The 13,235-nt window shown below is 73.1% G+C and carries 7 protein-coding genes and 1 pseudogene; 4 read left to right on the forward strand and 4 right to left on the reverse strand.

Translation table 11 applies throughout. The annotated features are described in order from the left end of the window. Positions 1-93 precede the first annotated feature (93 nt). Positions 94-1,848, reverse strand: coding sequence for a hypothetical protein (locus tag ElP_RS19690; RefSeq protein ID WP_145272179.1), 1,755 nt, complete (start codon positions 1,846-1,848; stop codon positions 94-96). 344 nt (positions 1,849-2,192) lie between these two features. Beyond that, positions 2,193-3,290 (reverse strand): acyl-CoA dehydrogenase family protein, encoded by a 1,098-nt coding sequence (locus tag ElP_RS19695; protein WP_145272181.1) that lies wholly within the window; start codon positions 3,288-3,290, stop codon positions 2,193-2,195. Positions 3,291-3,529: 239 nt separating this feature from the next. On the opposite strand from ElP_RS19695, the pseudogene ElP_RS41255 reads away from it, so the two are divergent. Then, positions 3,530-3,688: pseudogene (locus ElP_RS41255) on the forward strand (NUDIX domain-containing protein); the annotation flags it as partial. 474 nt (positions 3,689-4,162) lie between these two features. Here ElP_RS41255 and ElP_RS39805 read toward each other — a convergent pair. After that, positions 4,163-5,191, reverse strand: a complete 1,029-nt coding sequence (locus ElP_RS39805; RefSeq protein ID WP_145272183.1) for a hypothetical protein — start codon at positions 5,189-5,191, stop codon at positions 4,163-4,165. Positions 5,192-5,763: 572 nt separating this feature from the next. On the opposite strand from ElP_RS39805, the gene ElP_RS19710 reads away from it, so the two are divergent. The 3 genes from ElP_RS19710 to ElP_RS19720 all read left to right on the forward strand — a co-directional run bounded on the left by ElP_RS19710 (position 5,764) and on the right by ElP_RS19720 (position 9,519). Further along, a complete protein-coding gene (locus ElP_RS19710) occupies positions 5,764-7,596 on the forward strand; it encodes a S8 family peptidase (protein WP_197446182.1) in 1,833 nt (610 codons plus the stop codon). Positions 7,597-7,794: 198 nt separating this feature from the next. Beyond that, positions 7,795-8,397: a hypothetical protein gene (locus ElP_RS19715; RefSeq protein ID WP_145272187.1), complete on the forward strand. Its 603-nt coding sequence runs from the start codon at positions 7,795-7,797 to the stop codon at positions 8,395-8,397. 396 nt (positions 8,398-8,793) lie between these two features. Further along, on the forward strand, positions 8,794-9,519 hold the full coding sequence (locus ElP_RS19720) for a hypothetical protein (RefSeq protein WP_145272189.1): 726 nt from the start codon (positions 8,794-8,796) through the stop codon (positions 9,517-9,519). 81 nt (positions 9,520-9,600) lie between these two features. Here ElP_RS19720 and ElP_RS19725 read toward each other — a convergent pair whose 3' ends face one another. Further along, positions 9,601-13,215, reverse strand: coding sequence for a c-type cytochrome domain-containing protein (locus ElP_RS19725; RefSeq protein WP_145272191.1), 3,615 nt, complete (start codon positions 13,213-13,215; stop codon positions 9,601-9,603). Positions 13,216-13,235: the final 20 nt, after the last annotated feature.

The following is a 13,235-nucleotide window of genomic DNA, read 5'->3' on the forward strand; positions in this document are numbered from 1 at the left end:
CCGCCATCCCCCGGGGGGGACGACGGCGGCCGTTCGTGGGACGGTCGGTTCGGGCGGGTGGCGTCCCCCGATCGGTCGGGGGCGGGCCCGGCCTCAGAAGAAGATGCCGCCGAAGCCCAGGCCGTTGCCGAAGCCCGGCCCGCCGACGACGCCGAAGCCGTTGCCCAGGCCGAAGCCGGCGGTCGGGGTGCCGAAGCCGACGGTGTTGCCGAAGTTCAGGCCGGCGGCCCCGAGGCCGGGGAAGGTCGAGCCGCCGAAGCCGAACCCATTCCCGAAGTTCGAGCCGCCGAAGCCGCTGAGGCCGCCGAAGCCGCTCCCCAGGCCCCCGAGGCCGCCGCCGAGGCCGCTCCCCAGGCCCCCGAGGCCGCCGATGTTGTTGCCGAACCCGCCGATGTTGCTGTCGAAGCCGCCGAGGCCGCCGAACGTGTCGACGGGTCTGAGCCCGCCGAAGGTGCCGAGGCCGCCGAACCCGAGGGTGCTGTCGAACCCGGTCGGCGAGGTGTTGAAGAAGGAGTCGGCCCCCAGGCCCAGGCGGTCGGTGAAGCTGCCCGCCAGGCCGGTCGGGATGCCCCCCAGGCCGCCGAGGCCCCCCGTGACGCCCCCCAGGCCCGGGTTGAACGTGCCGAACTGCCGGGCCGTCCCGATCGAGGATCCGGCGACCTGCGCCGCCGTGTCGACGTCGCCGCCGACGCCGCCCCCGGCCCCGCCCCCGAGCCGTCCGGCCAGGGCCCGGAATTGCGGGTTGGTCATGAAGAAGTTCATCGCCGTGGTGGCGATGCTCACGTCGTAGAGCTGGACCATCGCCCTCAGGTCATTGAGCGACCGGGCGATGAGGTCCTCGGTCGCGGCCGCGTAGCCGTCGGGGGTGAGGCCCGACTCGCCGACGGCCGGCAGTCCGGCGATCGCCCGCTGGAACTGGTTGATCTGCTGCGTGACGAAGGGCTCCAGCCCGCCGGGGCCGCCGTTGGGCGCCTGGATCGACTCGAAGAGGCGGCCGCGGAGGGCCTCCAGCCGGTCGGCGACGTCCTGGCGATAGGCGTCGAAGTCGACCTCGCCCGCGGCGTCCTCGGCGAAATACCCCTGGCGGAGCCCGCGCAGCTCGTCGGCGAAGGTGGAATAGGAGGAGTTGAACTCGTCCTGCAACTGGCCGACGATCGGCGAGAAGCCAAGCCGCTCGCCGGTGGGCAGGCCGCCGCCCCGGAAGAAGCGGAGGTTGCCGCTGAAGAAGCCGGCGGCGGTCTGGTAGAGCGCCGTGTCGTAGAGGGCGACGAACTGGTTGACCGCCTGGCTGGCGTCGTTGAGGGCCTGCTCGCCCAGCGTGGCGAACTCGACCGGGTTGAGCGGACCCTGACCGACGCCCGGGATCGTGGCCAGCTCGTTGGCGAGCTGGCCGGCCCGGACGGCGGCGTAGGCGTCGAGCACCGCGGCGCCGCCCTCGACGCCGTCGAGGACGTCCAGGATGTCGGAGGTCAGCTGCCGGCCCTGCTCGCCGAGGGCCTGCCGATACCCTGCCAGGACCTCCTGGGTGTCCGGCAGATACCCGCCGCCGGGCTGCGAGGACGCGATCGCGCCGAAGTAGGCGTCTCGCTGCGTCCGGTATCCCACGGCGAAGCGGTCGAACGCCTGGCTGATCTGGGCCTGGACCCGGCCGACCAACGCCGATTGCCGCTGCGGGTCGAAGGGGATGCGGAAGTCGTCGCCGTCGTCGCCGTCGGCCTGGGCGGCGGACTGCACCTGGACGATGGTCGGGCCGGCGGGCCCGACGTCGCTCAGGACGACGCGGTCTTCGAGGGAGAAGGAGGCCGACGGGGTGAAGGTCCTGGGTCGCCTGGGTCGCCTGGGTCGCATGGTGTTGATCCCCGTTGTGGATGATGAGGAGAGGAGGCCCGGGGCCGGCGCGCGGCGGTCCGAGGGGCCGGGAGGGGCCCGTGGCCTCGGGGTCGTCGGGCCGGGCGGGTGGAGGGTCCCGGCCCGACGACGCTGGGTGGGGCTACCCGCAAAGTCGGCGCCGATCCCGGCGACGGGCCGGGCGATCGCCGGCGAAAATTTGCGTCCGATGCCGGTGCCGGGCCGATTCACCGGATTGGACGTGAAAATCAATGGATGGGGTGGCGTGCGTACGTCGACAGGTGGTCGCATCATGGCCTGTGCGGGCAAGAGGCGACCGGCGTCGGCGTCGGCGTCCTCCCCGGTCAGCCGGGGCAGATGCCGGCGAATTCGAACATGGCGGCCCGGGCGACGGGGCCGGGGCAGGACCAGACGAGGAAGAACATCGCCTGTCGGGCCCAGCGCTGGGCGGGGTCGGTGCGGAGGAAGCCGGTCCCCTTGCGGGCGGTGAGGTAGGCGTGCGTCGCCCGGATGACGAAGGGGTTGGCCCGGGTGCGGATTTCGGAGGCCGAGGGGGCGTCGGCCCTGCCCTCGGCGGCGGCGAGCAGGCCGGAGGCGACTTCCCCCCAGGCCGATTCCAGGGCCTCGATCGGCTCGTCCAGGTCGTCCCGGTGCGGGGCGAGCGCGCGGAGGGCGCGCAGGGCGGCCCTCGCCTGGCCGACGGCCAGGGCGGAGGTCTCTAGGCCGCCGGCCCCCGCGCCCCCGCTGGCGAGCGAGAGCACGTCGGGATCGGGCCCGAACAGGACGTCCTTCGGGCCGACGGCGACGCCGTCGCAGGTCACCTCCGCGGTGCAGGACGCCTGCAGGGCCGCCAGGGGCATCGGCGGGCCGACGGCGAGGCCGGGGCGGTCGGCCGGCAGGGCGACGAGGATTTGCCCGCCGTCCTCGAGCACGGCGCCGGCGACGAAGACGTCGGCCCGGCCGGCGGCGGTGACCCAGGGCATCGCGCCGTCGAGGCGGTAGCCGCCGCCGGGGGAAGGTTCGGCGGCGAGGGCCCGGGTGCCCCGGCGCCGGGAGGTGGTCAGTTGCGAGGTGCCGATGGTGGGGAAGGCCCGGCCGTCGGCGACCCGCCCGAGCCAGCCCGAGGCCCCCTCGTGCCCGGCCTCGGCGGCGGCGACGAGGCGTCGCGTGGCGGCGTTGAACTGGGAGAAGATGAAGGCGGCGGTCAGGCTGCCCTCGGCCAGCGCCGCCTCTCGGCGGACGAGCGAGGCGAGGTCGAGCCCCTCGCCGCCGAAGGCCGGGGGGACCGGCCACCGGGGGACGCCGGCCCCGGCCAGGGCCGACCAGAGCGGCCCGGGCCAGTCGCCCGAGTCGTCGGCGGGGCCGTCGAGGGCCTGGAGTCGGGGGACGAGGTCGCCGAGGTCGGGGTCGTCGAGCAGGGCGAGGGGGTCGGGATGGCTCATGGGGTCGGTCGGGGGCTCGGCGGGACGATTCCCGGATCGGGGAGGCTGAGATGGACGGACTGGCGTCTCTGCTTATGATGGGAGATCGGGGGGCCGTTGACCAGCCATTCGGGGCGGCAGGGCCCCCGCAGCAGGATGCATTGCCCATGTCGAAGCCGCATTGCTATGAGTTCCCCCGGCCCGCGGTCACGGTCGACACGGCGGCCTTCGCCGTCGACGGCCCCGCGCTCCGCGTGCTGATGGTCCGCCGAGGCAAGCCCCCGTTCGAGGGGCATTGGGCCCTCCCGGGCGGGTTCATCGAGATGGACGAAGATGCCGCCCCGGCCGCCCGCCGCGAGCTGCGGGAAGAGACCGGCCTGGATCTCGACCCCCTGTCCCCCTTCGACCCCATCGGCTTCTACGCCGATCCCGGGCGAGACCCTCGGGGGCGCACCATCAGCCTGGTCTTCGCCACGGTCCTCCCCCCCCCCCGCCGGCCCCGAGGGGCGGGGACGACGCCTCGGACGCCTCCTGGATCCTCGCCGACCCCTCGGCCCAGCCGCTCGCCTTCGACCACGCCTCGATCCTCGCCGACGCCCTGGAATGGCTCCGCCGGGGGGTCGAGGCCGGGCCCTCCGGCGTCGCCCTGCTGCCGGATCCGTTCGACCGGGACGACGCCCGGTCCCTCTTCCACGCCGTCGGCCTCCCCCTGCGGCACTCCGCCCGGTGGCTCGGCCGATGCGAGAAGGAAGGGCTGGTCGAGCCGTCCCCGGCAGGCCCGAAGCAGTACCGGAAGCGGCGGAGGGGGACCGCCGACGACGCGGGTGGGGGTGATCCGCGTTAAACCCCCCCGGCCCAAGAACCCCCCGCACCCGGAAGGCCCCCGGACCCGCTCACACCCCGGTCCTCCCCCGGTGGTTCGGGCCGGGTTCGCCGTGGATGAGTTCCAGGGCGGATCGGATCGACTTGCGGGGGGGGATGGCCCCCGACGGCTCGACGGGAGCGGTCGACGGGTCGAGGGCCTCCCGGAGCGAGACGGCGTCGTCGAGGACCGAGCGGTAGGAGCGGACGGGACGCAGGGTCGTCGGCGCGTGCCAGTTGGAGATCCAGATCGCCAGCCGGCCCCCGGTCCCCTGCACCGACCAGGGGGTCGATCGGCCGACCAGGACCTGGGTGGCGCGGTCGAGGAATGCGGGGGGGAGGGCGTCGAGCGGGGCGCCGAGGGAGGCATATTCGGCGGCGAGGGGGGGCGGCAGGGAGTCGTCGGGCCGGGTCGGTGCGAACCGGAACTCGGGATCGAGGTCGGGATGGTCGGCCGATCGGGGGTCGAGGAGGAACTCGGGCAGGCCCGGGACCGGCTCGATGAAGATGACGAGCAGGTGGTTGGCGGCCGACCGTCGCCGCCGGGCGGCCTCGGCCAGGAAGGGCATGGTGAAGACCAGCCCGATCAGCCCGGAGGTCGCCGCCAGCCCGAGCATCATCGCCCCGCCGTAGGGGAGGCGACCGACCAGCAGCCCCGTCGCGTGCAGCAGCGCCGAGGCGAGGAACCCGACCCCCATCAGCACGGCCACCAGCCGGATCGCGGTCCCCACCGGCCCCGAGGACCCGGGGGCGATGGCCGAGGCGATCAGGGGTCGCTCGCGGACGTCGGCCATCAGCAGGGGATGGCCCCGGTAGTCCCCCCGGCAGACGTCGGTGACGGCCTGCCGACCCCGCCGGCCGATCACGGCGAGCCCTCGGAAGAGGGGGTCGCGGCGGGACCCGACCGGCCCCCGGAACTCCAGCCCCAGCTCCCGGGCCCGCTCCCGGGCCATCCGGGAGACCTTGTGGCGGGAGACCGACCGGGACAGGAAGAACGTGGGCACCAGCACCACGAGGATGGCGATCGCCAGCATCGAGGTGACTTCCTGGGCGTCGAACATCGCGCTGGACCCTCCCCCGGGCCGGATCCGACCACACCGGACCGATTCTCCCCCGAATCCGGGCCGCGCCGCAAGCTCGGCCCGCCCCGGGGCCTTCGCGCCGAGGCCGGAGCCCCGCGTCCGTCGCCTCGACCGGTCGGTGGGGGGCGTCGGGGGGCTTCGCGTTGCGTGCCGGGCCGAGGCGTTGCGGTCGGCCTGCGGGGCCGGCACCTCCGCGGGCCGTCTCATGGGGCAGCTCCGACCGCCGATCGCGTCCTCTCGGGGATTTCCGCACTGAGGCGGAACGGCTCGCCTGCCGGCCGGACGGATGCCGCCGGGTCGCGACCCGACACGAGAAAGACCGCTCGCGAGCATCCGAACCGATCGCGAATCCGCGATCGCCATGGTCCTTCTCGCCTGATTGTGAACAGGGATTTGCAGAATCAATAAATGTTATTCGGAATTTAGCGTTGAATTGCCAGATCCGGCGTGATCTCATCATGTTGCCAGCGCTCCCGGGGAATCGGGGCGTTCCCGATTCGCGGGGGGGCTGTCAGGCGATTAGGTCGCTAGATCGTGTGCGAGGAATAAACATGCTCAGCATGGTGCGAGCTTGCGTTTTCGTCCCGGCCGCGGTGTTGATGTCGGCCGGATCCCATGCCATCCACGCCGCGCAGGACGACAAGGTCCAAAGCTCGGCGGTGGCCTTTGCCACGAACCCCGAGGTCCTGATCCGCTATGAGGCCGGGAGATCGGCCGAAGCCCGACGGGCGGCGGAGGAGGCGGGTTTCGAGATCCTCGAGGACTACGAGCCGGGACTCTACCTGCGCACCAGGCCGGGCCCGGGTACCAGGAGCGTCGCCGCGCGGGCCGTCGCCGCGTCGTCCGCGGAGGCCGTGCTCCGGATCGAACCCAACTACATCGTGAGCATCCCGGAGCCGATCGGGCCCCGCAGGCCGAACCCGGCGGCGGCCGCGAGCCCGCGGTCGCCCGCCGCGGCCCCCTCGACCTCGGCGGCCACGCCCGACGACCCGAGGCTCGCCGAGTTGTGGGGGATGGAGAACATCCGGGCGGCGATCGCCTGGGAGACGGGACACGAGTCGCCCGTCGTCGTCGGCGTGATCGACACGGGGGTGGACTACACCCATGAGGACTTGAGGGACAACATCTGGGTGAATCCGAATGAGACGCCGGGCGACGGCGTCGACGACGACATGAACGGCATCGCCGACGACGTCCACGGCGCCAGGTTCGACGGCGGCGTCGGCACCGGCGACCCGATGGACGACAACGCCCACGGCACCCACTGCGCGGGCACGATCGGGGCGGTCGGCGACAACGCGGTGGGCGTGGCCGGCGTCAACTGGAAGGTCCGGATCATGGCCCTCAAGTTCCTGAGGGCGAACGGATCGGGGACCACCGATGATGCCATCCGGTGCATCGACTACGCCGTCGCCCAGAAGCGGAACGGCGTCGACCTCCGCGTCCTGAGCAACAGTTGGGGCGGCGGCGGCCGCTCCACCCTGCTGGAGGAGGCGATCGCCCGGGCCGAGGCGGAGGAGATCCTGTTCGTCGCCGCGGCCGGCAACTCCTCGCAGGACAACGACCGCACCGACAACTACCCCTCGAACTACCCGCTCGAGAGCATCATCGCCGTCGCCTCGATCAACGTGCGGGAGGAGATGTCGTGGTTCAGCAGTTTCGGCTTCGAGACGGTCGACCTGGCGGCGCCGGGGGGCACGCTCGAGTCGGAGGACGCGGACGACATCCTCAGCACCGTGCCCGGCAACGCGTACGACTTCTTCGCGGGCACGTCGATGGCGACCCCGCACGTCGCCGGGGCCGTCGCCCTCGCCTGGGCCCACCCGGACCACAGCGGCAAGTCGGCGGCGGAGATGAAGGAGCTGATCCTGGACAATGCCCGCTCGATCCCGTCGCTCTCGGGCAGGTGCGTGACCGGGGCGACGCTCGACCTCACGTTCCTGGGAGATGGCGGGCCGCCGCCGCCGGAGACGCCGGATGACCTCGCCTACTTCGGCCGGGAGGCCGAGCAAGCGGGTGCCTTCGGCCTGAATTCCTCGACCGGGAGCGCGATCTACATGCTCGGCGGGACGGTCTACCAGAGCAACCTGACGTTCCTGGGTGAGGAGGTCACCCCGGACGGACACCTGGGATGGGTCTACCGGGAGGATTACCCGTTCGCCCCGTTCGACTTCCTGTTCACCAAGGACCCGATCGGGCTGGCCCCCTACCACCGGGTCTACGCCCGGCCGGCGGAGGAGATCGGGGTGCCGTTCGGCTGGATGCTCGACGCCAGCCGGGGCGAGGTCCTCGGCGTGACGGACGCGGGGATCCGGTCCGAGCGGCGACGGCAGCTCGAGGAGATCCGGGCCCGGTCCGCGGAGCGCGACGCGGACCGGCCCTGAACCGGCGCCCCGGGCCGGGCGGGGTCCCCCGCCCGGCCCGGGCCAGGCGCACCCGCGCGGTCGCCCGGATTTCGGGAGCCGACCCCCACGTTGACTTCCCGACCCGGGCCCGGAGAATTGGCGGGAGGATGACCGCCGGAGGTCGGGAGTCGGGGCGACGTTCGTGGCGTCGGTCCGACTCGGCCGGGAGGGTCTGTCATGTTCATGTTTCCCGGAGTGATGTGCGGGCTTGCCTTCGCCGTGATGGTCAATCCCCGGACCGGTCCCCAGGCCCAGGCGCCTCAGACGGAGGAGGAACGGATCACGGTCGTGATCCGGGGCAGGCTCGAATTCGACCCGACGGAGGGCGGAGGTCGGGGGTCGCCGGGTCGCTTCGCCGTCCGATCGCGGGGCATGCTCTTCCGGTTGGAGTTCAAGGAACCCGTGCCGGGACGACCCGAGCTGGATCCCCTGGTGCAACAGGCCGTGGTCGTGGAAGGGTCCCTCGAGCAGCGAGGGGAACCGGGTCACCTCGTCTGCATCGTGGAGGGGAAGGTGCGGGCCGCCGCAGACGTCGGGGAGCCCGGGACGATGAGTTACCTCGTGGCTTACGAGAAGGGCCGCGTGCAGGAGGTGGAATCCCTCCTCGAGGACCTCGGCATGGAGGTGAGGAGCCACAACGAAACCGGCGGCTACTTCAAGGTTACGCCGACCCGGAAGGCCGGCCTCGACTACGTGAAGCGGTTGCAGGAGGGCCCGGGGGTGCGATTCGTCGAGAAAGAGCAGGTCTACCGACCGCAAGCGGGTACGGAGCCCCGATGAATCTCGTCGGCGATGCCAGCTTTGTTTTGCGACGCGGACTCGGTCCGATGCCGTGCGGACTGACCCCGAGTGCCAACCCCTCCGGCACATTCGGGTGGCTTTGGGTATGAAAAAATGTTAGAACATGGTTGTTCGTGATTTTAAGGTTGCACAATCCAAAAAGGCTATTTGTTCATTTATTCAAGCGGTGCTGCCAGGCTCGGCGGCCTTCCGGCGGCCGCCTGGCGTCCCGATTTTTCGACGACTCCCAGACGATGGCCGATGCGGTCTGGGAACGCCGCCATGGGATGCCCGGGCTCGTGCCGAAGGCCGATCCCGGCCTAGGATGGAGCGAGGTGGTCGCGGTTCCCGGGGATCCCCGGTCTCGGGACGACCGCCCGGATGGGGGACTTGCCGGTGGAGACGACGTACGTGCCGATCCCGATTGCCGAGTCGATCGCCGGGGGCTGGCGCCCCGGGATCGGCGACCCCTCGGTCGGCGGCTGGCTGACGGTCGCGGCTTACCTGGCGGCGGCGGTCGCCTGCTGGTCGGCCTCGGCCGCCGAGCGGCGTCGGGGGGACCGCAAGGAGGAATCCCACCCCATCTTCTGGAGGCGGGAGTTCGATCGCCACGACTCCTCGCCGCCCCGGCATCGGCACCGTCCTCCGGCCCTGCCCCGCGCCGATTCGAGGGGCAGGCGCGTGCTGTTCTGGCGGATTCTGGCGGCAGGGATGCTCGTGCTGGGGATCAATAAGCAGCTCGACTTGCAGACCTTGATCCTGGTGGCCGGCCGCGGGCTGGCGAGGGAGCAGGGCTGGTACGAGGACCGCCAGGCCGTGCAGCGGGCCTTCATCTTCGCCGTGGCAGTCGTGGGGATCGGCGCGCTGTCCGCCTTCGCCTTCCTGTTCCGGTCGGCCGCCCTGCGCCGGCCGTTGGCGCCGATCGGGGTGTTCGCCCTGTTCGCCTTCGTCCTCGTCCGGGCCTCCTCGTTCCACCACGTGGACGTGCTGCTGGGGGGGGCGTTGCTGGGGGTGCGGGTCAACCTGCTGCTGGAACTCGGCGGGATCCTGCTGGTGTCCCTCTCGGCGATCCGGTGCATCGCCGAGGCGAGGCGGGGGTGGGAGATCCGGGAGGGGGCATGACGGGTCGGCCCCGGCGCGGACGGCGGGCGCCCACCGAGCCGGGGCGTCCCGGGCGCCCGGCGTCCCCTCGCCGATCGTCCGCTAGGGCGCGTCGGGGGAGACGACCAGGGTGATCGGCGGGGCGGGGTGGTCGGTCCCGGCGGCCTCGACCTTGCCGACGGCGAAGATGGGCCGCTCGGCGGGCTCGACCCAGGGCTCGGCGTAGAGGGAGACGGTGCGCTCGACCTCGGATTCGGTGATGAGCACGCCGTTGAGGCCGATGTTCAGCACCCGGACGCCGTGGGGGAGGTTCCTCACGTCGATCGGCACCCGGCCCGAGAAGGCGGGGGGGCGCTCGATCCGGAAGGTCAGCTCGACCCGGCCGCCGGGCCGGAGGACGACCCGGTCCCGGTCGGATCGGACGGTCAGATCCGGCTCGGGGGTGACGGTGATCCGGCCGCCGCTCGGGCCTCCGGGGTTGATCTCGTGGCGGAGGACCTCGCCCCCGGGACCGTCGACGGCGGCCTCGGCGATCACCCGCCAGGAGGGGGGGGAGTAGGTGGGGGCGTCCATCGAGGCCGAGAGCAGCAAGTCGGCCGCATAGTGGCCGGCCTCGACCCGGGACGGGGTGGCGGTGATCCCCGGCGGCAGGCCCTCGACCCGGAGGTCGATCGGGCCGTCGAAGCCGTCGACCCGGCGGACGTTCACGGTGACGACCGAGGCGCCCCCGCGGGGGATGTCCGGGTCCTCGGTGCTCAGCGACGTCGCGAAGTCGGGCCGGGGGGGGCGGACGACGACGTGATAGCCGAAGCCGGGGCCGGCGAGCCCCCGGGCGTCGGCGACCCGGACGGAATAGGTGCCGTCGGCGGGCGGGTTGAAGGCGAGGGAGGCGTCCTTGCCGAGGAAGGGGGCGTCGTCGTTGCGGTGCTCCAGCGTGACCGGCTCGGCGCCGCCGGGGGGGAAGGTGGTGCCGGGGGGGTGGATCTCGACCTGGTCGATCGGCCGGTCCTGCGGGTGCTGCTCGGGGGTGGTGCCGAGGTAGGTGAGCCGGCGGCCCCCGGCGGTCCAGAGGAAGGCGTCGTCGTCCGGGTTGCGCGGGAGGTCGAGCAGCCGGGTCAGCTCCCGGCCGATCAGGAGGTAGTCATCCTGGGAGAACTCGTCCCATCGGGTCAGCCTCATGCGGTCCTGCGAGGCGTCGTGGTCCCGGAAGGCGACCGCCGACCGGGCGACGGGTCGGAGCACGGCGAGGGGGATGGGGTCGCCGTCGGCGTCGAGGATCTCCAGGACCGGGTCGACCTCGGTGCCCAGGCGACGGCCGAAAACCTCGACGACCAGGGGGCGGCCGCGGCGGGCCTCGAAGGTGTAATGGTCCACGTCCCCGGGGAGGTCGATCCGGGCCGAGGCGCCCCCGGGCACGGCCAGCGCGACGCCGCAGCAGGGCTCGTCGTCGGGCTCGATCTCGACGACCTGACTCCCCTCGGCGGCGACGACCCGAGGCCCCCCCTCGGCCGGTCGGCCGTCGGGCCCGGCGGCGGGGACGGGGAGGATGGAGCCGGGGGCGATCCCGGGAGGGGCGGCGACGGAGACCGAGGCGGTCTCCAGGTTCGGGCCCGAGACCGCGACCTCGGCCGAGGTGCCGACCTCGACGCCGATCGGGAACGCATCGTCGAGCACCGGGATCTCCCCGACCTCGATCCGGTAGAAGTGATTGCCCGAGCCGCCGAACTGGCGATCTGCCACCCGGAGCGTCAGCGGGCCGTCGGCCTCGGCGGCGTGGGAGAGGGGCGATCGGCCCCGGGCCACGACCCGGCCGTCGGGGGTGAGCAACTCCAGGGTCGGGTCGAGCGCCGAGCCGAGGGCCTGGCCCCGGTCGAGCAGGACGATGGTGCGCCCGGCCTTCGCCTGGAAGCCGAGGAAATCGACGTCGCCCGGCGTCTCGATCGCCCCCGAGAGGGTGGCGGGGATCGGGAGGGCGGTGGCCTGGTCGGCGTCGTCGTTCGGCTCGACCTCGGCGCGTTCGGGGGCGTCGTAGACGGCGAAGCCCTGCGGGGCGGGTACGCCGAGCGGGGTCTGGACGCGGAAGGCGTGGCGGCCGATCCGGGCGTCGGGGGGGATGGTCAGCTCGACGTGCAGGCGGTTCGGGTCGGGGTCGTCGCTCGCCAGGATGGAGGCGGAGAGGCTCGGGTCGTCGAAGACGACCGCATTGGCGAGGCCGACGCCGTTTCCGGACAGGTTCACCGTGAGCGTCCGGCCCCGCTCGGACCCCTTCGGGGCGGGGGGGCCGAGCGAGGGGCGTCGGACCAGTTCGGGCTTCGGGGGCTCGGGGGAGGTTTCCTCGGGCACGGCGTCGGGGGGCTCGTCCCCCGGGGCGGTCAGCAGGGCGAGGGCGTCGTTGGGTGTCGCGCCGGGGTCGGCGGGGAGCAGGGCGAGGGAGCCGTCGTATCGGCCGAGGGCGATCCGATCGCCGGGGGGGCTGAGCGCGGCGGCGAGGGGCCAGTCGGGCTGGCTCGGCAGGGCGGCGATCGGCCCCAGCTTGGGGAGCGACCAGAGCTTCACCGCGGCGTCCTCGCCGGTGGAGACGAGTCGGGATCCGTCGGGGGAGACGAGCAGGTCGAGCACGGCGGCGTCGTGGGCGATGGCCGACCGGGAGAGCGTGGCCGAGTCCCCGGATCGGGTCCACTGCCGGATGGTCCGGTCGGCGCCCCCGGCCAGCACGGTCGAGCCGTCGGGCCCGAAGGCGACGGCGTACAGCTCGGCCGAGGCGTCGCCGAGCGAGACGATCCGCCGGCCGGTGGCCGGGTCCCAGAGCTTCACCGTCCGGTCCCCCGAGGCCGAGGCGAGCGTCGAGCCGTCGGGGGAGAAGGCGACGGCGTAGACGGCATCGGTGTGCTCCTTGAGGGTCCGGATCTCGGCGCCGGTCTCGAGATCCCAGAGCATGACCAGGCGATCGTAGCTCGACGTGGCCAGGGTCCGGCCGTCGGGGGCGAGGGCGGCGTCGAGGATGGCGTCGGCGTGGCCCCTCCAGGAATTGACGACGTTCCCCGTCTCCAGGTCCCAGACGGCGATCGCGCCGAAGAGGCCGGGGCGGCCCCCGGCGGCGACGGCGAGCCGGCCGTCGGGCCCGAAGGCGACGGCGTTGGCCGTCCCCTCGAAGCCCGACAGGGAATGGAGCGTCGAGCCGTCGGCCGGGTCGAGCAGGAGGATCTGGTCTCCCCGGGCGGCGAGCAGCCGGGAGCCTTCGGGCCCGAAGGCGACGGCGGAGGCGGGGTCGGCCACGGCGGCGGTGACGGCGACCTCGGGGAGGTTGGCCAGGGGGTCGACGAGCGAGGCGAGCCGGGCGTCCTCGGCCACGTCGCCGATCGAGGCCCCCTCGGCGATCCACCGGGCGATGAGGTCGATCTGGTCGTCGGGGAGCGGGTCCTGTTCGAAGGGCATCCGGATGGCGGCGTCGGGCCGGAGGACGCGGACGAGGTGGCTCTCCTCGGGCTCCCCGGGCAGGAGGATCAGGTCCCCCTCGATCGCCCCGCCTTCCCTGAGGCGGGCGAAGGTGCCCAGGTTCAGGCCCCCCTGCTCGTCGCCGTCGCGGTGGCAGGAGACGCACCGGGAGACGAGGATCGGCGCCACGTCTTCGAGGAACCGGACGGGGGCCGGGTCGTCCGCCGTCGTGGTCGGGAGAATCGTCGGCGCGGCGATGATGAGGGCGAGGAGCGGTGCCATGTCGAGACGATCTCCGGGGG

This window comes from Tautonia plasticadhaerens, from assembly GCF_007752535.1.
Classification (GTDB): domain Bacteria; phylum Planctomycetota; class Planctomycetia; order Isosphaerales; family Isosphaeraceae; genus Tautonia; species Tautonia plasticadhaerens.